At 46.1% G+C, this 23062-nt stretch carries 22 protein-coding genes; 21 read left to right on the forward strand and 1 reads right to left on the reverse strand.

Translation table 11 applies throughout. The annotated features are described in order from the left end of the window. The first annotated feature begins 61 nt into the window (after positions 1–61). From P22_RS07605 to P22_RS07630, 5 genes are all read left to right on the forward strand, one after another. A complete protein-coding gene (locus P22_RS07605) occupies positions 62–1402 on the forward strand; it encodes a DNA recombination protein RmuC (protein WP_054259637.1) in 1341 nt (446 codons plus the stop codon). 106 nt (positions 1403–1508) lie between these two features. Next, the gene (locus P22_RS07610; protein WP_054259638.1) at positions 1509–2195 is read left to right on the forward strand and encodes a CAP domain-containing protein; all 687 of its coding nucleotides are present in this window, start codon (positions 1509–1511) and stop codon (positions 2193–2195) included. A 703-nt stretch (positions 2196–2898) separates the two neighbouring features. Next, positions 2899–3660 carry a DUF3794 domain-containing protein gene (locus P22_RS07620; RefSeq protein ID WP_054259640.1) on the forward strand — a complete coding sequence of 254 codons (762 nt, stop codon included), beginning with the start codon at positions 2899–2901 and terminating at the stop codon, positions 3658–3660. Between the two features lie 44 nt (positions 3661–3704). Further along, positions 3705–4706, forward strand: a complete 1002-nt coding sequence (locus P22_RS07625) for an SPOCS domain-containing protein (protein ID WP_054259641.1) — start codon at positions 3705–3707, stop codon at positions 4704–4706. 136 nt (positions 4707–4842) lie between these two features. Continuing rightward, positions 4843–5643 (forward strand): HipA family kinase, encoded by an 801-nt coding sequence (locus P22_RS07630; RefSeq protein WP_054259642.1) that lies wholly within the window; start codon positions 4843–4845, stop codon positions 5641–5643. On the opposite strand, the gene P22_RS20035 is transcribed toward P22_RS07630, so the two are convergent. Further along, positions 5596–6240: a L,D-transpeptidase family protein gene (locus P22_RS20035; RefSeq protein ID WP_072169785.1), complete on the reverse strand. Its 645-nt coding sequence runs from the start codon at positions 6238–6240 to the stop codon at positions 5596–5598. The genes P22_RS07630 and P22_RS20035 overlap by 48 nt on opposite strands. Positions 6241–6442: 202 nt before the next feature. Between P22_RS20035 and P22_RS07640 the strand changes: the two genes are divergently transcribed. The 16 genes from P22_RS07640 (at position 6443) to P22_RS07715 (ending at position 23042) form a co-directional block, all read left to right on the forward strand. Then, positions 6443–7255, forward strand: a complete 813-nt coding sequence (locus tag P22_RS07640; RefSeq protein WP_054259643.1) for a cyanophycinase — start codon at positions 6443–6445, stop codon at positions 7253–7255. Positions 7256–7273: 18 nt separating this feature from the next. Continuing rightward, positions 7274–9943: a cyanophycin synthetase gene (cphA, locus tag P22_RS07645; RefSeq protein WP_054259644.1), complete on the forward strand. Its 2670-nt coding sequence runs from the start codon at positions 7274–7276 to the stop codon at positions 9941–9943. 140 nt (positions 9944–10083) lie between these two features. Beyond that, positions 10084–10569, forward strand: coding sequence for a chemotaxis protein CheW (locus tag P22_RS07650; RefSeq protein ID WP_054259645.1), 486 nt, complete (start codon positions 10084–10086; stop codon positions 10567–10569). A 15-nt stretch (positions 10570–10584) separates the two neighbouring features. After that, positions 10585–11451, forward strand: a complete 867-nt coding sequence (gene ispE, locus P22_RS07655) for a 4-(cytidine 5'-diphospho)-2-C-methyl-D-erythritol kinase (protein WP_054259646.1) — start codon at positions 10585–10587, stop codon at positions 11449–11451. A 4-nt stretch (positions 11452–11455) separates the two neighbouring features. Then, complete coding sequence (locus tag P22_RS07660; RefSeq protein ID WP_054259647.1) at positions 11456–12148, forward strand: GntR family transcriptional regulator; 693 nt, start codon at positions 11456–11458, stop codon at positions 12146–12148. 36 nt (positions 12149–12184) lie between these two features. Beyond that, the gene (locus P22_RS07665; protein WP_054259648.1) at positions 12185–12943 is read left to right on the forward strand and encodes a nucleotidyltransferase family protein; all 759 of its coding nucleotides are present in this window, start codon (positions 12185–12187) and stop codon (positions 12941–12943) included. Between the two features lie 165 nt (positions 12944–13108). Then, positions 13109–13918: a pur operon repressor gene (purR, locus tag P22_RS07670; RefSeq protein ID WP_054259649.1), complete on the forward strand. Its 810-nt coding sequence runs from the start codon at positions 13109–13111 to the stop codon at positions 13916–13918. A 274-nt stretch (positions 13919–14192) separates the two neighbouring features. Continuing rightward, positions 14193–15575 (forward strand): bifunctional UDP-N-acetylglucosamine diphosphorylase/glucosamine-1-phosphate N-acetyltransferase GlmU, encoded by a 1383-nt coding sequence (gene glmU / locus P22_RS07675; protein WP_054259650.1) that lies wholly within the window; start codon positions 14193–14195, stop codon positions 15573–15575. 113 nt (positions 15576–15688) lie between these two features. Continuing rightward, the gene (locus P22_RS07680) at positions 15689–16639 is read left to right on the forward strand and encodes a ribose-phosphate diphosphokinase (RefSeq protein ID WP_069972788.1); all 951 of its coding nucleotides are present in this window, start codon (positions 15689–15691) and stop codon (positions 16637–16639) included. A gap of 145 nt (positions 16640–16784) precedes the next feature. Beyond that, positions 16785–17339: an aminoacyl-tRNA hydrolase gene (gene pth, locus P22_RS07685; protein ID WP_054259651.1), complete on the forward strand. Its 555-nt coding sequence runs from the start codon at positions 16785–16787 to the stop codon at positions 17337–17339. 52 nt (positions 17340–17391) lie between these two features. Then, a complete protein-coding gene (locus P22_RS07690) occupies positions 17392–18627 on the forward strand; it encodes a radical SAM family protein (RefSeq protein WP_054259820.1) in 1236 nt (411 codons plus the stop codon). Positions 18628–18747: 120 nt separating this feature from the next. Further along, positions 18748–18951: a 50S ribosomal protein L31 gene (rpmE, locus tag P22_RS07695; RefSeq protein WP_054259652.1), complete on the forward strand. Its 204-nt coding sequence runs from the start codon at positions 18748–18750 to the stop codon at positions 18949–18951. 138 nt (positions 18952–19089) lie between these two features. Beyond that, positions 19090–19992 (forward strand): DUF1385 domain-containing protein, encoded by a 903-nt coding sequence (locus tag P22_RS07700; RefSeq protein WP_054259653.1) that lies wholly within the window; start codon positions 19090–19092, stop codon positions 19990–19992. A gap of 61 nt (positions 19993–20053) precedes the next feature. Next, on the forward strand, positions 20054–21121 hold the full coding sequence (gene prfA, locus P22_RS07705; protein ID WP_054259821.1) for a peptide chain release factor 1: 1068 nt from the start codon (positions 20054–20056) through the stop codon (positions 21119–21121). Position 21122: 1 nt separating this feature from the next. Beyond that, positions 21123–21983, forward strand: coding sequence for a peptide chain release factor N(5)-glutamine methyltransferase (gene prmC, locus P22_RS07710; protein WP_054259654.1), 861 nt, complete (start codon positions 21123–21125; stop codon positions 21981–21983). A gap of 15 nt (positions 21984–21998) precedes the next feature. Further along, entirely contained in the window at positions 21999–23042 is a 1044-nt protein-coding gene (locus tag P22_RS07715) for an L-threonylcarbamoyladenylate synthase (RefSeq protein ID WP_054259655.1), read from the forward strand. Positions 23043–23062 lie beyond the last annotated feature (20 nt).

Below are 23062 nucleotides of genomic sequence, written 5' to 3' on the forward strand. Positions count from 1 at the left end.
GAGACCGGTAATAGGATTTTTTCATCATTATGTCAAATTATAAAACAGAGGGAGTGATGATATGAGGGAAACTGTACTTTATGTTTTGCTGGGGATAAACATAGCCACGTTTTTTCTCCTTGTTATATTGGCCAGGCAGGTGAATAAACGGGAGGAAGCACAAAATGCTTTCAATATTCTGGAGAAGTATAGTGCACGGATAGAGATGACTTTTAAAGATGAGATCAGGCGCAACCGCGAAGAAATGACCGTTTATTCCAGAGCATTGCGCGAGGAGGTGCATAATACCTTAAGTAAAGTGAATGAATCCGTTTTGCGCCGGTTAAGCGACAATTTGCAGACGCAAATGATGCAGCTGGAAACTTTTTCGGCCCAATTACGGGTTTTGACACAATCAAATGAAGACAGGCTGGAAAATATGCGGAATACGGTTGAGAAAAAATTATCAGAACTGCGCCAGGATAATACTCAGAAATTGGAGGAAATGCGTAAAACAGTCGATGAGAAACTGAATGCAACTTTGGAAAGAAGACTGGGAGAAAGTTTTCGGCTGGTTAGCGAGCGTTTAGAACTGGTGCATAAAGGATTAGGTGAAATGCAAATACTGGCTACGGGAGTAGGGGATCTGAAACGGGTTTTGACAAATGTTAAAACCCGGGGGATCTGGGGAGAAATCCATTTGGGAAATTTGCTGGAACAAATTCTGACCATGGAGCAATATGAGAAAAACGTGGCAACCAAGCCCGGCAGCAATGAGCGGGTTGAGTTTGCCATTAAACTTCCCGGCCGTGATAAAGAAGGAACGACGGTCTGGCTGCCGATTGATGCCAAATTCCCGCAAGAGGATTATCAGCGTTTACTGGATGCGCAAGACGAGGCTAATCTGCCGCTGGTTGAAGAGGCCGGAAAAGCCCTTGAGAACCGGATAAAAGGCGAAGCCAAAGAGATTGCGGAAAAGTATATCAGTGTGCCGCATACCACGGAGTTTGCTATTTTGTTTTTGCCGATTGAAGGTCTGTATGCCGAGGTGTTACGCCGGCCCGGATTATGCGATCAGTTGATGCAGCGCTATAAAGTCATTATCACCGGTCCGACGACTTTAGCGGCACTTTTGAACAGTCTGCAAATGGGGTTCCGTACACTAGCTATCGAAAAACGCAGCTCGGAAGTGTGGGCCATGTTAGGAGCGGTGAAAACCGAGTTCGGTAAATTTGGCGACTTATTGGAGAAAACCCAAAAAAAACTCCAGGAAGCGAGTAATTCTATTGATACAGCGGCTCGTAAGTCACGCACTATCGAAAGAAAACTAAAAACGGTACAGGAACTGCCGGCCGAGGAAGCTGTCGGATTATTAAATCAGGAATATGAAGAAAAGATTGAAGTAGAAAAACAAAATATATGATTATGTAAACATTGGCACTGGATTATTGAAGGATTTTCTCTGTTTTTAACGAATATATCAACTTGGTTATCAAAATTATGTAAACAAACAGAAAGGTAGGTTTTCAATGAGACTAAAGAAATTTAGAAATAATCTCATGTTTGGCTTTTTAGTTGTGTCCATACTTTCAACGTCTTTTGTTGGTGCGTTTGCTTCTGCGGCTCAGGCCGCGGCTGCAGAGCAAGAGGTGACGGAAACTAGTAATCAAAAAAGCAAGGATCTAATTACCGGTTTGCTGGCAGTCGGATTGCTGGCTATTCTTGCAGGAGGCGGACATGATGATGACAAAGCGGCTGCCAGCAATAGTTCGACAGGAAATACTTCGACAGGGGATTCCCAAACCACAGGATCCAATTCGTCTACACCAGGAAGCAGCAGTGAAGTACAACAGGCCTTTACCCTGTTAAACCAGGACCGTGCCAAGAACGGTTTGCCGGCATTAAAGCTGAATAGCCAATTGTCTGATTTGGCAGATGCTTATGCGGCAGATATGATCAGCCGCAATTACTTCTCCCACTACAATCCGGAAGGCCAGTCACCGTTCGATCGTATGCAGGAAGCCGGAATTAGTTATACCTATGCCGGAGAAAACCTGGCGACCAACACCAGCGTTGCGGCCGCAGAAACTGCGTTCATGAATAGTTCGGGACATCGGGCCAATATTTTGAGCACGAACTTTACCGAGGTTGGTCTTGGTGTTCGCCATGCGGCTAATGGCTCTGTATATGTAGTTCAAGAATTTATAAAACCTTAGCAAAACGAAGGGACGGTTCTTTTGCTTCGGACAAAATCGATTTCTTTTTTTCAAAGGGGGGTTAATTTGCTTAAACCGATCCTCCCAGAAAAAAAGCCTGCCTGATTTTTTCGGGCAGGTTTTCTTTTTCTTGATTGCGCTACCGCTACAGGCAAAAAAGCTACATTTACTTGGTAAATGCAGCGATTTTTACTTGTACATCATGCATTTGGGACAGACACCGTGATGATAGGCGGAATCAAACTCATGGCCACAGGTCGGACATACTTTGAATACTTTGTACTGACATATCCTGTATAACTTGTAAACACATTTGAACGTTTTAACACATTCTTTTTCCATTTTAGGCATTTTAGGGATGTCGCAATACATCGGTTCGTAACAGTGATATTTTCCTGGATGTTCTTTATAACAATCGTCCTTCATATAATGGTGGTGACAATAATCGTCTTTGGTATCATCACAGTCGTATTTGGGATAATAGGTGCCTTTTGAATACATTCCAGCACAACCTCCTAATTATATTTATTCAGCCGGAAACGGCTTCTGTTACATACTATGTTATTTAACAAGAAAGTGTTATGTCTATTTAACTGCTGATAATTTTAAATTTAACTTCCTGCCGCCAGCATTCATGTTTTTAGTCACACAAAAAAATTAGCAGGCATATATATAAATAGAACATACAAAGGGGGGAATATATGTGGACGATAAAGATCTCCGCCAAACGGTAAGTGCATCCGCTGGGATGAATTATTACAATCAATGTACATTAGGTACGCAAGCCGGGCCACAGACTATTATAGTACGTCAGGTTATTGCCGAAAAGGAAGAGCAGAAAGTACTCGATATTCATGTTGTTGTTCCGGAAAGAAAACCGTCTATTGAGCAAATTGTCGATGTTTTAGTTAAAGATGTAGAAATTGATTGTGTTGATGTTATCACTGACAAGGTAATTGTACGAGGAGAGTTTGATGTTAAAGGTATCTATGTGGCTGCACTTCCTGATCAGCCGGTGCATGCAGTAGAAATTAGGCACTTTAAATGGACGCAGGATCTTCACATGCCGGGTGTTCGCAAAGGTATGGATGCTGACGCCAGCGTTATTATTGAGTTTGTGGATTATGACCTGGATGAATGGACACGTGCTTACAAGCATAAGAACTATGAATATGATGACTGCGACACGGATCCCCATTTTGACGACTGCGATACCGACGATGACCACTGTGGGCATCATCACCATCATGATGACTGCGATACCGACGACAGTCATTGCGGGCATCATCATCATGATGACTGCGATACCGATGACAGTCATTGCGGGCATCATCACCATCATCATCATGATTGCCGGGAATTCGACGTTTCCGTTGTGCTGAAAATTACAGCTAAGGTTATGGTTGATCGGGAAGTACAAGTTGCTGCTGCTGCTGGTGAAATGCCTTCAGCACCAAAAGGATAAGAACTTGTGCGCTATCATCTGCAAGATGAAAAGGGGGGAAGAGAATGGCTGATGATCTAAGACAAAGTTCAGGTTCTACAGGTTCTACATCCACTACGGCTGTATCCGTCAGTGGAACAGGTACGTCAGATAATGCGCAGGTCATCTGCGGGTGCCCGGAACCTGGCCTGGAAACGATAGAAGTCGAACAGGTTCTTGGCGCCGAGATGGAGCAAAGAGTTGTTGAGCTTGATATGTTTGTACCGTCGCAAAAACCGGATATTGAACAAGTAATTGACGTTTATGTCAAGGACTTGGAAATTAATACGGTGGATATTATTCCGGATAAAGTGATTGTTCGCGGCGATCTTGAGGTAAAAGTTATGTATGTGGCCGATCTGCCCGATCAGCCGGTGCATGCTTTTGAACGTTCTCATGTGCGGTTTACAAGAGATGTCCAAATTCCCGGGGCTTTACCGGAAATGACGGCTAAAGCCGACGTGCAGGTTGAATACATTGACTATGACTTCTGCTGCCATGAACCACGTAAAGTGCATATTACGATCGTATTGAAATTCTGGGTCCGAGTTGTAGACACTACACAAATGGATGTATATGCTTTAACTCCAATTGATCAGGTAGGACAGAGTGAAGCTGTTTCAGCTACTACGGCAAGCAGCGACTCAACATCGGCAAGTTCTGTTACGGCAACTTCCGGTAGTGCGGCCACTGCGTCTAGCGGTGAAACAACATTGGCATCAGGGGCGGCCAGTGCCTTTACGAGTGAAATGGCAACAGCTTCTCAGTTTGAGGGATATGGAGAAGAGAATGTATATGTTTCCGGGGTTACGCCGACGGTGGGTACTCAGCCGACAGTCAGCGGCACAGCTACTGTGACCGGTTCTGTAGTTAATGTGCGCAGTGGTCCGGGGACGAACTTCCCTATTGTAACCAAAGTAAGGCAAGGCGATGTAGTTACCATTCGAGAGCAGGCCTTCGGTTGGTACCGGGTGGTACTGTCGGATAATGCCACCATTGGCTGGATTGCCAGCTGGCTACTTGGGTAATTGTAGTAAAGTGAAACAAAAAATAAAACAAACACCACTTCGGTCGGGTACCGAGTGGTGTTTGTTTTGGCATGAATCATAAAGTGCATCATATATTACCATATGTAGGTATGTACGCAGAAGGGAGGAAGGGGAGATGTTGTCAGCCGTCAAATATCTTGGACCGGTTGGCATGGGAGTGACGTCGCCGCAACTTTTTCTGGCTGATGATCATTGTGTATATATAGTAAAACTGCAGAACAACCGGTTGGGTCCTAAGATACTGGCTAATGAACTGTTAGCCGCACAGATTGGCAAAAGCCTGGCATTAACATTCCCGCCAAGCGATATCATTTTTTTGGATGAAAAGATCATAAAAGAAAATCGCCGTTTATGGAGAACACGGGTGCCGGTGGGAATTCATTTTGCCAGCAAATACATAAAACAGAATCGATATGTCAGCAGGACAAATTTAGCGAAGGCCGGTAACATAAGCGATATGGCGGGTGTGGTTTTATTTGATCATTTGTTTCATAATTTTGATCGAACAGGAAATCACAAAAATTTATTGTTATGTCAGGAACAAGAACATTTTCGAATATATGCCATTGATAATTCCCATTTGTTTGGTAAAGGACGATGGGATTCGCGTTTACTGGTTCGTCTGATGGATAGAATCGTTATTAACAAACAGCGTACTTACGGGACGTTGCTCAAATATTTTCTAAAGCCTGAGCATTTCAGCAAGTATGTTAAAAGTATGCGTACGCTGGATGACGGGTATTGGAACGATCTGGTCGGTTCCATTCCGGAAGAATGGTTGCCGCTGCCAAGTGAACGTGAGGTTTTGCTTCGGTTTTTATTAAGGCGGCGGGATATGGTTGATAAGATAGCCGAGCGTATTTTTTCACTAATCCCGGATAAAAACCGGAGTGCCGATATGAACCAGAGCATATAATTCCTCCACATTAGCGTTATGCATACGGATGCAGCCGTTGGAGACCATCTGGCCGATCAGCCAGGGGCGGTTGGTGCCGTGTATGCCGTAAGCGTCAAAATTAAGTCCCAGCCATCTTGTGCCCAGTACGCCTCCGGGATTCATGACTTTTAAGGCGATCGAAAAATTTCCTAAAGGCGTAGGGGTAGCAGATTTGCCAATTCCTATAGGATACTGCCGTAAGGGGGAATTACCGTCAAATAAAGTAAGCTGACGGGGCTGCCGGGCAATACGAATGTTGGCACGGGGCAGGGACAGGGAAGGATGGTTGCGCTGCACGGAGCGATCGGGAGGGATGAGTGAAGTGCTAATAGCTTTTTCCAGGCGGCAGTAGGTGACGGGATCAATCCTGCCGGTTGCAGGCAGGTTTTCCGATAATTGAAATGAACGAACGGCAGCAGCGGTATCCTCATCATACGTGCTGTGAAAGGAACCAGTATATAACCCACGTACCGACAATAGCTTTTGTATCTGCCCGACTATCGGGTGCGTATAATTGCTATTTATTTTTTGTAAAAGAAGTAATGAATAATGGGGATAAAGTTTTCGTATATTCACGGAAATATCTCCTTTTGTTTTTTTGCTATTATATGAGGCGGTGCTGAATTTTGTGTTTTAATGCGAATACTGGTATAAAAAAATCATGAAGGTGGCAACAATAATGCTATGGTGGAAATAGAAGAAATATGTTCTTCAATTAAACCATGACCTGCCAGAAAGGGATTGTTTTTATGGATAATACTTGCTGTCGGAGGCCGCCATGCAGAAAAAAGTAGCCGGACAATTGTTAATTATCGGCGGAGGCGAAGATAAACAAGGTGATTGTCAGATTTTGCGAAAATTCATTGCCCTGGCGGGCAGGGAAGAAGCCCGTATCGCTTTGATTACTACAGCTACTGAATATCCTCAGGAGGTAGGAGTGGAATATCGTTCGTTGTTTAACGAGTTAGGGGCCGCCTCCGTAGTCATTTTATATATTAAAGACCGCGATGCGGCAAATGATCAGCATCATGCCAGTGAAATAGAGAATGCTTCCGGAATTTTTTTTACGGGAGGAGATCAATTGCGGCTAACCAGTATCTTAGGAGGATCTAAGGTGGATGCTGCTATTCGGTGTGCTATTGAAAAGGGAACGGTGATTGCCGGTACGAGTGCAGGGGCTTCCGTGATGAGCGACACGATGATTGTTGGCGGAGACTCAAGTGACACTCCTAAAAAATCCAGTCTGAGTATGGCCCACGGCATGAGTTTGATTGAAGGGGTAGTCATTGACCAGCATTTTGCTCAGCGTGGGCGTATTAACCGCCTGCTTGCCGCTGTATCACAAAATCCTCACGTTTTGGGCATAGGGATTGATGAGGATACGGCTTTAGTGGTATCACCCGATGGCCGTTGCGAGGTAACTGGCTCTCAGACTGTAACCATTGTTGACGGCAAAAATATCATTCATTCCAACATATCGGAGTCAAAGCGGAATGACCCTTTAGCGATTACTAATGTAATATTACACATTCTACCTGCAGGTTTCGGATTTAATCTGAAACGGCGGCTGCCGTTTATTTGCCGTACTTGAAACAGGAGGAGCATTTTCATGCAAATCATTGCTATCCGTACCATCGAAGGGCCGAATATATACAGTTATCGTCCTGTCATCAAAACAACAATTGATATCGGGAAATATGAAGATATTTCGAGTGCAGAAATCAAAGGATTTAACAACCGTTTGCTAAAGCTGCTGCCCGGTCTTTATAGTCATCATTGCTCACGCGGACGGCAGGGAGGTTTTGTGGAACGGTTACATGAAGGAACCTATTTAGCCCATATTTTTGAACATGTTGTTCTGGAATTGCAGTGTATGGCGGGGGAAGACGTCAACTTTGGTAAAACCCGTGATGCCGGAGGCAAGGGAAGATATCATGTGGTTGTCGGATATCGGACAGCGGCACTGGTTGTAAAGGCACTATATGTGGCACATAACCTGTTACAGGCTATACTTGCTGAACAAAATTTTGATATTGTGGCTGCAGTCAAGTCAATTAAAGAGGCCGGTGCCGAAGGGTGTTTCGGGCCCAGTACAGCCGCTTTGTATGAGGAAGCCCGAAAACGTAATATTCCGGTAATCCGAATGGGTGAGAGCAGTCTGTTGTTTTTAGGTTATGGATATAAACGCAGACGGGTATGGGCTACGCTTACCGATCATACCAGTGCGTTAGCTTCGGATTTAGCCTGTGATAAACAGCTTACTAAACAGATACTGGCGGCCTCCGGAATTCCGGTGCCGGATGGGATTGTGGTTACCAGCATTACGGAAGCACAGCAGGCTTTAGTCCGGTTTGGCGGTGGACCGGTAGTTGTGAAACCGTTGTCAGGAAATCAAGGCAAGGGAGTTACACTCCATGTCCGGCGGGCAGCGGAAATGGAGCGTGCTTTTATGCTGGCCCAGGAATATGGCAGGGAAATCTTAATCGAAGAGTATATTGCCGGACATGAGTACCGGTTATGTGTAGTGGGCGGTAAGCTGGTGGCTGCCGCTGAACGCATCCCGGCTTATGTAATTGGGGACGGGGTGCATACGGTTGAAGAACTGGTTCGTCAAGTCAATGCAAATTCGGATCGTGGCCATGGACACGAAAAACGGTTAACGAAAATTAAAATTGATGCCACGGCAGTTGACGTTCTTTTCCGTCAAAATCTTTCATTACAGGCGATTCCTGCAGACAAGCAGGTAGTCCGCATCCGGGAAAATGCCAATTTAAGCACAGGAGGAACGGCGGTAGATGTTACCGACAGCGTACATCCGGATAATGCAAAGCTGGCCGAGCGGGCAGCCAGATTGATTGGTTTGGATGTAGCCGGCATCGACATTATCGTGGATAATATTACGGAGGCCATTCAGGATGGGCATGGTGCCGTTATAGAGGTGAATGCGGCGCCGGGAATTCGGATGCATCACTATCCTTCGGGTGGAAAAGCCAGGAACGTTGCGGAATGTATTATTGAGAGACTATTTCCCAATGGCGATAACGGCCGCATTCCGGTACTTGCCATTACCGGTACCAATGGCAAGACCACGGTTACGCGGATGATTGGACATATATGGAAACAAGCCGGATTTTGTGTGGGCATGACAACAACGGATGGTATATATATTGATCAGTATTGTGCCATGCGGGGGGATACCACCGGACCGGCAAGTGCCCGCCTGGTATTGGCCGATCCCTCCGTCGAAGTGGCGGTGCTGGAAACTGCCAGGGGGGGGATCATCCGCGGCGGGTTGGCTTTTGATCAATGTGATGTGGGGATTGTTACCAATATAACGGAGGATCATCTGGGACAAGACGGTATTGAAACGCTGGAGGATCTTGCTTTTGTTAAATCTTTGGTTGTGGAGACAGTCAAACCGGATGGAGTTGCATTGTTAAATGCGGATGATCCGTTTGTAGCCAATATTGCTGCCAGGGTTAAAAGCGAGATTGTGTACTTTAGTACCGAAGCCAACAATATTGTTGTCAGGAGACATCTGGGAACCGGCGGCAAAGCTCTTTTTGTCAAAGAGGAGACTCTCTATGCGGCAAGTGGTGATCTGGCAAAAGCCATTATGCGGGTTAGCGATATCCCGGCAACCTTAAATGGTGTTGCCGTACATAATCTGCAAAATGCAGTAATCGCTGCTGCGGCTTGTTATTGCATGAAAGTGCCCATTGCCTATATACGCCAGGGATTAAGCAGCTTTGAAGTTAATCCGGGCCGGTTACATATTCAGTCCATCCATGATTTTCGCGTTTGTGTGGACTACGGGCATAATCCTGCTGGTTATCAGGCAGTGATCAATACAGTACGCTGTTTGAATGCCAAACGGCTGGTGGGTGTTATCGCGGCTCCCGGTGATCGGCGCGATGATGTGATTCTTGATATCGGGCGGATTGCCGGCAGAGGATTTGATTATCTGTATATAAAAGAGGATTCCGATTTGCGTGGCCGTCAGCAGGGAGAAACCGCCGCATTGTTGAAACAGGGGATTCTGGAGTCCGGATTTTTACCAGAAAACATTAGAATGATTTTTTCAGAAAAAGAGGCCGTCAGAAGCGCAATCATGCAAGCCAACCCCGGAGACCTTATTGTGATTTTTTATGAGCAGTATGATGGAGTGTTGCAGGTAATTGGAGAATATTGTGATATTAAGCAAAATCAGGAACTGGAAGAGAAACAAATGTTGCTACCTGCTACATTTGAACATTTGGTGTTAGCTGATGCCAAATAACGATAACCATATTTTTACAGAAATGTATTTTAAGCTAAATCATGAGAGGAGTATCTTAAAAAAAATATCGTTTATTGCAGGCATACCTTCATTGATGTCGAATATATAATCCTCGAATCCGCATATGGAGGGATCCGACAATGGAGGATAACAGTGTAGAAGAAGTAACAAACAGCCTGGAATTGCAATTGGTGGTTTTTCGTCTGGCGAAAGAGGAGTATGCCTTGCATATTACGAAAGTTCAGGAAATTAACCGGTTGGTACCGATTACCAAGCTGCCTCAGACTCCTTTGTTTATGGAGGGAATTATCAATTTGCGGGGACGGATTATCCCTGTTATTGATTTGCGAAAACGCTTTCAATTAGCTGTGAATGAGCACAGCGATGATTCCAGAATTATTGTTATTGAATTGAACGGGCAAACAGTTGGGATTATTGTAGATGCCGTCACGGAAGTGGTTCGCATGAGTCAGTCTGAGGTGGAACCGCCGCCGCCGTCTTTCGTACTTGATGCGCAGTATATTCACGGCGTGGGGAAGGTAGGCGGACGTCTCTTGATACTGCTGAATATAGACAATATTTTAACCAGCCAGGAAGATATCGAGTTAAGAGAAATTAATAGATAATAAGTGAGGGCTAATGTGCTGAAGGTAAGGGCTTATGCAAAGATTAACTTAACGTTAGATGTACTGCATAAACGCAGTGACGGATATCATGAAGTAGCCATGGTCATGCAAGCGATTGATCTTTTTGATACGGTTCAGCTACAAAAACAGAACGGGGATATTACCCTTGAGGCTAATATTCCCGCTCTTGCTTGTGATGGTAGCAACCTGGCTTACAAGGCCGCTGCTTTGCTTAAAGACAGATGTGATATTAACGAGGGTGTTCATATTTCATTGCAGAAAAATATTCCGCTGGCTGCGGGATTGGCTGGCGGCAGTGCAAATGCAGCAGCTGTACTTAAAGGATTGAATAGTCTCTGGCAGCTTGGGCTAACCCAGTCAGAACTGGAAGAGTTGGGTGCTTTACTGGGATCAGACATTCCATTTTGTCTGCGGGGCGGTACGATGCTGTCCACAGGTCGGGGAGAGATTTTGACTCCCTTGCCGCAATTGCCGGTGTGTTATGTGGTTTTGGCGAAACCGGATATTTGTGTTTCAACTGCTAAAGTGTATGGTGCGTACAGTGGTGCCAGAGTAATAAAACACCCTGATACCCAGGGTATGTTAAGAAGTCTGGAACGGCAGGATATTCAGGGAGTAGCTGATCGTTTATGCAATGTGCTGGAAAGTGTAACGGTATTTGATTATCCGGTGATTGACGAGATAAAACAAGCTATGCGTCGCTGCGGGGTTATGAACAGTTTGATGTCAGGCAGCGGTCCTACGGTGTTTGGTTTGACTGCTGATGCCGAACGGGCAACGTATGTTGCTTCTGAACTGGCTAAACAGTTTGGGGATAAAACAAATATTATTGTGGCAAAAACACTTGCAGGGGTGGAGTGAGAAGATGGAACGCCGATTACTGCCAATTCGTTTGGATAGCTATCAACCGCTTAGAGAAGTGGTATGTGAAACATTGCGTAATGCGATTGTAAATGGAATTTTAAAACCAGGGGAACGGTTAATGGAAATACAACTGGCCGAAGAACTTGGTGTCAGCCGTACTCCGGTCCGTGAAGCAATACGCAAACTGGAACTGGAAGGCTTTGTGGTTATGATCCCACGGCGGGGTACCTATGTGGCTGATCTTTCGATAAAGGATATTAATGAAGTGTATGAGGTACGTACGTCGCTGGACGTTTTGGCTGCCGGACTGGCTGCGGAACGCATTACGGAAGACGAACTGGAACAGATGGAACGCCTGCTCGTACAAATTGGTGAGTATATAGATAATAATGATATGGATAAAATAGTAGAGGCGGATAGTTTATTTCACGATATTTTATACCGTGCCAGCCGTAATGACCGTCTGGTAGGAATTATCAATAATTTACGTGAACAGTTGACACGTTTTCGTTCGATGTCCATGTCCTATCCGGGAAGACTGAAAAATACTTTAGAGGAACACAGCCGGTTGGTGGAAGCGATTGCTCAGCGCGATCCGGAGCTAGCCCAACAAAGAGCGGTTGAACATATGGAAAATGCCGAGCAGACATTGTTGACGGATCTGAACGAACGTCGGAACCAGACAAAAGAGTAATACGGCATACGCATTGTTACATAGGGAGGCCATAGTATGTATGACGCAATTGTCTTGGCAGGGGGGAAAACCTGCCGGGCCTTGAGGGAAATGTCGTCAGAGACATATGAGGCGTTGATTGAAATTGCCGGTAAACCGATGATTTATTATATTGTCAATGCACTGGCAGGCTGCCGGGATATTGGCCGGATTTTTCTTTTAGGGCCGGTTGAGGAGTTGTCCCATTGTAAATTTCCAGTGCAGCCGGTGATTGCAGCAGCAGGACAGTCAATTATGGATACCATTGCCAATGGGATGAGCCTGTTGGACCATACTGACAAAGTATTGGTCGTTACGGCTGATATTCCTTTTCTGACGGCGGCTGCGATTGAGGATTTTCTGGGAAAATGTGCTGGTCAGGAAGCTGATTTTTATTATCCCATTATATCTCGTGAAATCAGTAGTCAAAGCTATCCTAAAGCCCGAAGGACATACGTGCGTTTACAGGAAGGAACCTTTACCGGGGGAAATGTTTTTTTGGTCAATCCCCGCATTGTTCCACAGTGTCTGAAAAAAGCCAACCATATTATTGCCCGCCGGAAGAATCCGCTGCGGTTATGCGGACTTCTCGGTTGGACATTTGTTTTTAGGTTTCTTTGCGGTAACTTAAGCTTAGATATTATTCAACGCCGGGCATCGGAAATTTTGGGCATACAAGGTGCAGTGATTTACTCTCGATATGCTGAGATTGGAATGGATGTGGACAAGCCCGGTGAGCTTACCTTGGCACGCAGTAAAATGGCAGCTAGAATATAAACGCGCAGATAAGCGCGTTTATATTTTGATCTTCGAACGGATGGAATAAGTTTGTGGGTATGAAATATACTTCCAGCAGGATTTGTCAGGTGAACAGAGAATCTGAATAAAAAAGTTGTTTGCCGGGATAATGTTCGCTAAATTCCTGACAGTGGAGGCTAGTAAATGAGTAAACTACGAAGAACGGAACGAATTATTGCATTGACCAAAGTATTGGTTGATTCTCCGGGGCATTTATTTTCTTTGAATTATTTTTGTGAACTATTTGGAGCGGCTAAATCAACACTTAGTGAAGACGTCCTGACAATCCGGCAAGTTATGTTAGAATTTGGACTTGGCAACTTAGAGACAGTTTCCGGCGCTGCAGGCGGAGTGAGGTTTCGGCCGTTTCAGCCAGAGCAGGTCATTGGTGATTTCTTGTATGAATTGGCTGGAAAATTGGCAACGCCGGACAGGATTATTCCCGGCGGATTTTTATATATGACCGATATTCTTTTTACTCCTGAATTAATGGTGCGGGTAGGGGAGATTTTTTTTACAAAGTTTGCCCATTTAACGCCGGATTATGTCATGACCGTTGAGACCAAGGGAATCCCACTGGCGTTTATGACAGCCCGGGCCTTTGATTTGCCATTGGTCATTGTGCGGCAGGGGAATAAGGTGACGGAAGGTCCGTCAGTCAGTATTAGTTATGTAACCGGCTCGGCGAAGCGCATCCAGTCCATGTCCCTGCCGCGCCGGGCCATTCCAGCCGGGTCCCGGGTTCTGGTCATTGATGATTTTATGAAAGCCGGTGGGACGGCACGTGGTATTCTTGACTTGGCACAGGAAGTCGGAGTTGATATTGTGGGGACCGGTGTTCTGGTTGGGACAGCCGAGCCTAGAGTAAAATTGGTAAGGGATTATTTGCCGCTATTAGTTTTGCATGAGGTGGACCAGGAACGGAAAACGATTGATATCCGGCCGGCATTATAGCTTGGAGACTGCTTTTTGGATATACTGAATAAAATATATAAGCTGAATCGTGTTGGCAATTGATCCAGTACAGGCAATATTTCTATTTAACGAAATATTGTTTAAACGGCATCCAAATAAAATAATATACTCTTTAATTAGTTATATAGATAAAATTCCTGTGAAAGATTGTAATTTATTTTTGGGTGCAGGATTCTTACCGCATATGTAGAAGTCGTTTAAGGTTTGGGTATTGTCGAAAATACTTACAAAAGTAACAGGGGGAGTTGTGGTAATGTCTGAATTGGTAACGGTGATCCTGGCGGCAGGCAAAGGGACACGCATGAAGTCAGCCTTGCCGAAAGTTTTACACCGCATTGGTGGCAAATCCATGGTGGAACACGTAGTGGATGCCGCTAATTTTGCCGGGGCGCGTCAAAATATTGTTGTTGTTGGTTTTGGTGCGGAAAGAGTACAGAACGAGCTTACCGGACGGGCGGATTTCGCATTGCAGGAAAAGCAGCTGGGGACAGGGCATGCGGTAATGCAGACGGAAAGCCTGTTAAAAGATTTTAACGGAACGGTCATGGTATTATGTGGTGACACTCCTCTGTTGCAGGGAGAATTATTGGCAAAACTTTATGCTGAGCACCGTGCTGTTAATGCGGCAGCGACGGTCTTAACCGCCGTCATGCCAGACCCTTCGGGTTATGGCCGGGTGATCAGAAATACTGCCGGCGAAGTGCATAAGATCGTTGAGCAGAAAGATGCCTCTGCCGGTGAATTAGCTGTACGGGAAATTAATACAGGGATTTATTGTTTTGAAAGTCAATTATTATTTGAAGCATTGAAGCAAATTAACTGTGCCAATGCACAGGGAGAATATTATTTGACGGATGTCATCGGTGTTTTGGTGCAGAAACAGGCAAAAATATGGGCAGTTACTGCAGAAAATTATCATGATACCATGGGAATCAACTCAAGGCTGCAATTGGCACAAGCGGAAAAAATTATCCGGCAAAGAAAAAATATGTCATTGATGGAACAGGGCGTAACCATCATGGACCCGGACAGTACTTTCATTGATGAGTCTGTCAAAGTGGCTCAGGATACCGTCATTTACCCTTTTACCTGGCTGGAAGGCCGGACGGTCATTGGCAGTGGCTGTGTCATTGGACCGAATACACGTATTCAAAATACAAAAATCGGCAGGGATGTGACACTGCATTTTGTTTATGCCCATGATTGTGAAATTGGTGATGGCGTGACAGTTGGTCCTTATGTTCATTTACGTCCCAATACCAAACTGGATAACGGTGTAAAAATCGGTAATTTTGTGGAAGTGAAAAATTCCAATATCGGTGAAAATAGCAAAATTCCTCATTTAAGCTATATCGGAGATACGGATATGGGTGCGCGGGTTAACATCGGCTCCGGAACGATTACTGTAAATTATGACGGGAAAGATAAACATCGGACTACCATTGAGGATGGTGCCTTTGTTGGGTGCAATTCGAATCTGGTAGCGCCGGTAACCATTGGACAGGATTCTTATGTCGCTGCCGGTTCTACCATTACAAAAGATGTGCCGCCGGCTGCTCTGGGAGTAGGCAGGGCACGTCAGGCCAATATTGAGGAATGGGTAAACAAAAAGAAAATAAAAGAAAAGGGAGAGTGAGTTGCCGGACGGACTTATCGGTTGGATCATACTATTTTAACAAGGCCGTTGCGAAACAGACGCTAGTGTTATAAAAATAGTTTGGCAACAGGCTATGGAGGTAATGTATTGAAATGGAATTGAAAAACAAACAGCGGTTATGTCTTTTTAGCGGAAACGCCAATCCCGAATTAGCGCAGGAGATGGCGGACCATTTGGGAATTCCTTTGGGAAAAGCCTTTGTAGGTCAGTTTAATAACGGAGAAACTCAGGTTATTATTGATGAAAGTGTACGCGGCAAGGAAATTTTTGTCGTTCAGCCTACCAGCAATCCCGCTAATGAGCATGTTATGGAATTATTGATCATGGTGGATGCTTTTAGAAGGGCCTCGGCTCGCCATGTGACGGCAATTATTCCCTATTATGCTTATGCTAGACAAGACCGTAAAACACGCGGACGGGAACCTATCTCGGCCAAATTAATGGCCAATCTGTTGACGACTGCAGGTGTGAGCCGTGTGATTACAATGGACTTGCATGCCGGGCAGATTCAGGGATTTTTTGATATCCCGGTGGATCATATGCCGGGCGTGCCTATTTTGGCGGAGTACATTGCCTCGAAAAACTTACAGGATATCGTTGTGGTTTCCCCTGATCTTGGCGGGGTAACACGGGCCAGACAACTGGCTGACCGCTTGGGCGCACCTATCGCTATTATTGAAAAAAGACGCCCGGCGCCCGGCGTGGCTGAAGTGATGAATACCATTGGCAGTGTAGAGGGAAAAACGGCAATTATTGTCGATGATATGGTAGATACAGCCGGTTCTTTGGTCGAAGGCGCAAAGGCACTGGAAAAACTGGGAGCAAAAGAGGTATATGCCTGCTGTACGCATCCTGTTCTTAGTCATCCCGCTGTTGAACGAATTAACAATTCCAATATAAAGGAATTAATCGTTACCAATACGATAAAACTTTCTCCGGATAAATGCTCGCCGAAAATTAAGATTCTGTCGGTAGCTAAACTGTTAAGCGGGGTTATTGCCAATATTCATAATGAACTTCCGGTGAGTATATTGTTCGATTAAGCATAAAACAGGGCTGGCAGGATATTGATCTACATTCTGCCTGCTTTCTGCTTGGGAGCGAGGACGCGGTATCGCGTCCTTTGCTCATTTGTGATATAATCTTTTTGATTACCGTGCCTATTGATTTACTATGGAGGAATACAGGGTGAAAATGATTGTGGGTCTGGGCAATCCCGGACAGAAATATGAAGCCACCCGCCATAATGTTGGTTTTATGGTGATAGACGAATTAGCAAAACGGTGGGGCATTGCTTCCTGGCGTACACGCAATGAAGCGTCGGTTGCGGAAAAGCGTCAGGCGGAACAGATATTATTGGTCAAACCGTTAACTTATATGAATTTAAGTGGCGTAGCCGTGGGAGAACTGGCGCGTTGGTACAAAATAGCTGTTACTGATATTATTGTGGTTTTTGATGACATGGATTTAGCCACAGGCCGTTTGCGTTTACGCACCACCGGCAGTTCAGGCGGTCACCGGGGAGTTGAGTCGTTATTGGTTCACCTGCCGTCTGCTGATTTTTTTCGGGTGCGCGTAGGGATTGGCCGTCCGCCTGCCGGGTGGCAGGTGGTTGACCATGTGCTCAGCCGTTTTACGGCTGAGGAAGAACCGCTTGCAACCGATGGCATTAAACGGGCGGCAGCGGCAGTGGAATGCCTGTTAGAACAGGGCATAAATAAGGCGATGAATCGTTATAATTAATAGATTAATAGAGAACAGGTAACGGTCAGTATGGAGTAGGAGCTGATAGGTGTTGTTAGCAGCGTTGTTTGCAGATGAAAATGGGGAGATTTTCGACGCTCCGGATTTCCGGGCTATGGGCAGAATCGGGCGCGATGACATGGTTTTGAATCTTGATGATATGATTCCGTTGCCGGAAGGGGCAACTCTGGTTTATTTGCCGGGACGGACAGCGGTGGGCGGCAGGGGGCAGCGGGAAGCGGTCATTCGCTGCAACGCGCTGGCGGTGGCAGCATTATTGCCTGCAGGATATACCCGTACTCATTTGCCGGCTTTTAAGAAAAAGGCTGATGCCCCCGTTTTGCCTTTATACGGCTATACGGCAGCGGCTCTTTACCGGGACACCATTTATGTCGCCGCGGTAAAGAGCGACGATAATGATAAATGGTGTCCGTCCCGTTATAATACGTCTGACTTTAAAAAAAGAGTTTCTAAAGTCAAAAAACAGCTGCGTGGCAACCGGATAGTTGAGCAATTGGCTCATTGTTCACTCAAATGGCATTGTTGTACAGCGCAAAATTTGTTTTATCATCGCTGGGAAGCGGGGATTCCTGTGTCGCCGGCTTGCAATGCCAATTGCATCGGCTGCATTTCCCTGCAGTCTTCGGAGTGCTGCCCTTCACCGCAAAGCCGCATTTCCTTTTCGCCTACACCGGAGGAAATTGCGGCGGTCGGAACGTATCATCTGAGCAGCGCGCCGGAAGCGATCGTCAGTTTTGGACAAGGCTGTGAGGGAGAACCTTCTTTGGCTTTTAACAATATTGCCGGGGGAATTCAATTGATCCGGAGGCAAACCAATAAAGGCCTAATTAATATCAATACCAATGCCGGATTTACTGGAGGCATCCGTGCCATTGTTGATGCCGGACTGGATAGTATGCGGGTCAGTATGATTAGCGCGATTCCTAAGACCTATCAAGCGTATTACCGTTCGGATTATGATTTGGAAGATGTAAAACAATCAATCTTCTATGCCCGGGAAAAAGGTGTGCGGGTATCGTTAAATATGCTTTTTTTTCCGGGATTAAACGATAGGGAAGAGGAATTGAAGGCATGGATTGCCTTTCTTGATGAAACCCGTGTTGCTATGGTCCAACTGCGCAATTTGAATTTCGATCCCGATTTGTTCCTTGATTTTGTGCCGTTGCAGCCGGGAAAAAGTCTAGGTGTAAAAGTATTCCTGACTCATTTACAAAACCGGTACCCCAATCTTTTACTGGGAAGTTTCAGCCACTTTTTTGAAAAATAAAATAGAAAAGTATAAATAAAAGTACAATACCTTTGCGGAATGATTGCATAACATATAGTGGTATGCTATAATTGTTTAGTATGAATTTTAAGTGTTACACGAAGTGAGGTGCAAGATAGAATGAAAGAAAAAATCCATCCCAATTTTGGCGAGGCTAAAGTTATTTGTGGTTGTGGCAACACTTTTATGACCGGTTCTGTAAAAAAGGAACTTCGCGTTGATGTGTGCTCTAAGTGCCATCCGTTTTTCACCGGACAACAGCGTAATATTACAGCGGGCGGACGGATTGAAAAATTCAATAAGCGTTACGGTCAAAAAGCCTAAGAGACGGACGGAGCAGAGCAGAAACGCTCTGCTTCATTTATATCCAGTACCGTATGAAATATTATGTATCTTTGAACATACGCAACGAACTATGGAGTGTCGATCAAAGAGTAGGTTTGATTAGAAAGGATGAGTATTGTGAAACCTAAGATTTATATAGGCGGTCAGGCGGTTATCGAGGGTGTCATGATGCGCGGTCCGGCTTCTGTTGCGACAGCAGTGCGCGAGCCTTCAGGTGGAATTACCATTAAAAAAGAACCGCTTGTGTCCGTTGCCGATAAATATCCGGTTTTGAAAAAACCAATGATCCGCGGGGTGGTAGCGCTTTTTGAATCGCTGGTTATCGGCCTTAGGGCTTTATCGTTTTCCGCACAGGCGGCCGGTGAAGAAGGGGAAGAACTGACTAATAAAGAAATCGCGTTGACCATGCTGTTTTCTCTGGGACTGGCGGTAGTCTTATTTGTTGCCGTTCCCACTTATGGCGCGAAATATATTCATAGTACCGTTTCCGATCCTATTTTGTTAAACCTTTTCGAGGGAGGATTGCGGCTGGCTATCTTTTTGCTTTATATTGTAGCTATTTCTTCCATGAAAGATATCCAACGGGTTTTCCAATATCACGGTGCCGAACACAAAACCATTCATGCTTATGAGGCCGGAGTGCCGCTGGAGGTGGAAAATGTCCGTAAGTTTAGCACCCTTCACCCGCGCTGCGGTACCAATTTTTTATTAATTGTTATGGTTGTGAGTATTGTTATGTTTGCTTTTTTGGGGTGGCCATCGCTGTGGGAACGCATTACATCACGCATTATTCTTATGCCGCTGGTGGCAGGAATTGCGTATGAAGTTATCCGGTTTGCCGGACGTAGTTCGAAGGCATGGGTAAGGTATGCCATTATGCCGGGACTTTGGCTGCAAAAATTAACCACCCGTGAACCGAGTGATGATCAGATCGAAGTAGCCATTCAGGCGTTTGAAGCCGTGCGGCCAAATGAAGAGACAGACGGAAATACGGAGGAACTTTGCGGTCAATGCCCGTAACGACAGAGAGATTGTCTAAGGTAGTTTGATTGCAAAAGATATGCTGATGAGGTGAATGTTGGTGCTTGACAAACTCCAGGCCATTGAAGACAGATACAGTGAATTGGAAAATTTAATTAGTGATCCTACCGTTATTGCCAATATGGCGGAATGGCAAAAACATACGAAAGCCCATTCAAAACTAACGCCGCTGATCACCAAATTCCGGGAATATAAGGAAGTGCTGCAATCTTTACAAGACACACAAGAACTGCTGCAGGAAAAATTGGACGATGATTTACGGGAAATGGCGGAACTGGAATTAGTTGACCTTAAGCAGCGGGAGGAAACGTTGACTCAGGAATTGCGCATTTTGTTGCTGCCCAGAGACCCTAATGATGATAAAAGCGTCATTGTGGAGATACGCGGTGGTGCCGGCGGTGATGAGGCGGCTTTATTTGCCGGGGATTTGTTTCGCATGTATACCCGTTATGCTGAAAATCGCGGTTGGCGGACTGAACTGCTGGAAGCCAATGCACCGGATTTAGGCGGTTTCAAGGAAGTCATATTTGTGGTTGATGGTGATGGCGCCTATAGCCGTCTGAAGTACGAAAGCGGAGTGCATCGTGTGCAGCGTGTACCGACAACTGAATCAAGCGGGCGGATACACACGTCAACCGTTACGGTTGCCGTATTACCTGAAGCGGAGGAAGTGGATGTTAGCATCAATCCCAACGATTTAAAAATAGATACCTATTGTGCCAGCGGTGCAGGCGGGCAGCATGTCAATAAGACGGAATCGGCGGTCAGAATTACCCATTTGCCATCAGGCATTGTAGTGACTTGTCAGGATGAAAAATCACAACTGAAAAACCGGGATAAAGCCATGAGGGTTTTGCGGGCAAAGCTGTTGGAGGCGGCAGAGGCCGAACAGAAGGCTGACGTAGCAGAAGCTCGTAAAAGCCAGGTAGGTACCGGTGACCGCAGTGAACGTATCCGGACCTATAACTTCCCACAAGGGCGTGTTACCGATCATCGCATCGGCTTAACACTGCATAAACTGGATTTTGTGTTAAACGGCGATCTTGACGAACTGATTCAGGCCTTAATTACCGCGGATCAGGGCGAACGCTTGAAGCAGGCTGAATGATATGGATAAGAAATGTGTATGGACGATAGGGACATTGTTAACATGGACTAAGCAGTATTTTGGAGAAAAAGGCGTGGATAATCCGCGCCTGGACGCCGAAGTACTGCTTTCCCATATCTTAGGTAAAGACCGCCTGTATTTATATGTGCATTTTGATCAGCCGCTGGAGCAGGCAGAACTGGCTGCCTTCCGGGAAACGGTCAAAAGGCGGGCCCGGCGTGAACCGGTAGCTTATATTACTGGCAGCAAAGAGTTTATGGGACTTTCTTTTGCGGTGAACCGGTCGGTACTTATTCCGCGGCCGGACACCGAAATTCTGGTGGAGGCTGTATTGAAGCGCTTGCAGGGAAGGGGCAATCCCAGTATTTTAGATCTCGGAACCGGCAGTGGAGCGATTATTGTCAGTCTGTTAAGCAAAGTTCCGCTCGCCGCCGGAGTGGCAGTGGACATTTCCGATCAGGCCCTGACAGTTGCTAAACAAAATGCGGTCACGCATCAGGTAATGGAGCGACTGGAATTAAAGAGGGGAGACCTTTTCGAGCTACTTGAAAAGAGCGTGTTTGACGTTATTGTATCCAATCCGCCCTATATTTTGGATGAAGATCTGGTTCGTCTAGAGCCGGAGGTTAAATATGAACCACATGGCGCTTTGTCCGGCGGCCCGGACGGACTGATTTTTTACCGGCGGATTATCGGCGGCATGGCGCTGCATCTGAAACCGGAGGGCTTCGGAGCTTTGGAAGTGGGAGAAGGGCAGGCGGCGGCAGTGGCGCAAATGGCGGCTGCAAACAGTATGGTGGTAGAAGAAATTATAAAAGATTACGCAGGGATTGACCGCGTTGTGATGCTGCGACGAATATAGGAAGGAGAGCTATTCGTGAATACGGAACATATCATTGTCAATAGGAAGCACCCGGATAAACATTGCCTGCGCAGGGCAGCACAGTATTTACGGCAGGGCGGTTTGGTCGCTTTTCCCACAGAAACGGTGTACGGGCTGGGGGCGAATGGCCTGGACCGGGAAGCGGTTGCCAATATATTTAAGGCCAAGGGACGGCCGGGAGATAATCCTCTCATTTTACATATTGCCGAACGGGACGAAGTAGGAAAACTGGCGGCAGCTATTTCCGCCAATGCGGCGCTTCTGATGGATACGTATTGGCCGGGACCGCTCACTGTTATTTTACCCCGTCAGCCGGTCGTTCCCGATATGGTTACCGGCGGACTGGATACAGTCGCTATCCGGCTGCCGGATTCGGTTGTGGCACGGGCCCTTATCCGCCTTGCCGGTGTGCCGGTAGCCGCTCCGAGTGCCAATATTTCCGGACGACCCAGTCCGACCAATGCCGGCGACGTCCTGGCGGATATGAATGGGAAAATAGCGGCGGTGGTGGATGCCGGAGATTGCAATATTGGGGTGGAATCCACGATTGTGGACTGTACTACGCCGGTGCCGACCCTGCTTCGGCCGGGCGGCATTACTTTGGAAATGCTGTTTGAGACCCTGGGTGAGGTTGAAGTAGACCCGGCTTTGGTAAAAGAAGATGAAATCCCCAAAGCTCCGGGTATGAAATATACACATTATGCACCATTGGCGCCGATGACACTGGTGGAGGGGGCAACACAGACCCCGCAAATTTTATTACGGGAAATTAACAGGGCTTTGACTTGTAACAAGCGAGTGGGCGCTGTAGTATCCGAAGAAACGGCGGCTATTCTGCCGGACAATGTGATATTGGCTGTATGGGGGAAACGTGAGGATACAGCCGCGGCTGCAGCTGCTTTGTATACCGTCTTGCGCTATTTTGATGATAAACCGGTTGATATGATCTATGCTGAGGGAATCACCGAAAAAGGTCTGGGTCTGGCGGTTATGAACCGGCTGCGCAAGGCCAGCGGGTATCGGAGCATAAAGAACTAAATTGCTATACTATCATCCTG

The organism is Propionispora sp. 2/2-37 (assembly GCF_001298735.1).
Taxonomy (GTDB): domain Bacteria; phylum Bacillota; class Negativicutes; order Propionisporales; family Propionisporaceae; genus Propionispora.

Coding starts and splice junctions, on each gene's coding strand:
- P22_RS07650 (WP_054259645.1), top strand. CDS start 10,084: ATGGAGGATAACAGTGTAGAAGAAGTAACAAACAGCCTGGAATTGCAA.
- prmC (WP_054259654.1), top strand. CDS start 21,123: ATGGATAAGAAATGTGTATGGACGATAGGGACATTGTTAACATGGACT.
- P22_RS07605 (WP_054259637.1), top strand. CDS start 62: ATGAGGGAAACTGTACTTTATGTTTTGCTGGGGATAAACATAGCCACG.
- P22_RS07665 (WP_054259648.1), top strand. CDS start 12,185: ATGTATGACGCAATTGTCTTGGCAGGGGGGAAAACCTGCCGGGCCTTG.
- P22_RS07660 (WP_054259647.1), top strand. CDS start 11,456: ATGGAACGCCGATTACTGCCAATTCGTTTGGATAGCTATCAACCGCTT.
- P22_RS07610 (WP_054259638.1), top strand. CDS start 1,509: ATGAGACTAAAGAAATTTAGAAATAATCTCATGTTTGGCTTTTTAGTT.
- cphA (WP_054259644.1), top strand. CDS start 7,274: ATGCAAATCATTGCTATCCGTACCATCGAAGGGCCGAATATATACAGT.
- glmU (WP_054259650.1), top strand. CDS start 14,193: ATGTCTGAATTGGTAACGGTGATCCTGGCGGCAGGCAAAGGGACACGC.
- P22_RS07640 (WP_054259643.1), top strand. CDS start 6,443: ATGCAGAAAAAAGTAGCCGGACAATTGTTAATTATCGGCGGAGGCGAA.
- rpmE (WP_054259652.1), top strand. CDS start 18,748: ATGAAAGAAAAAATCCATCCCAATTTTGGCGAGGCTAAAGTTATTTGT.
- P22_RS07630 (WP_054259642.1), top strand. CDS start 4,843: ATGTTGTCAGCCGTCAAATATCTTGGACCGGTTGGCATGGGAGTGACG.
- P22_RS07625 (WP_054259641.1), top strand. CDS start 3,705: ATGGCTGATGATCTAAGACAAAGTTCAGGTTCTACAGGTTCTACATCC.
- purR (WP_054259649.1), top strand. CDS start 13,109: ATGAGTAAACTACGAAGAACGGAACGAATTATTGCATTGACCAAAGTA.
- P22_RS07680 (WP_069972788.1), top strand. CDS start 15,689: ATGGAATTGAAAAACAAACAGCGGTTATGTCTTTTTAGCGGAAACGCC.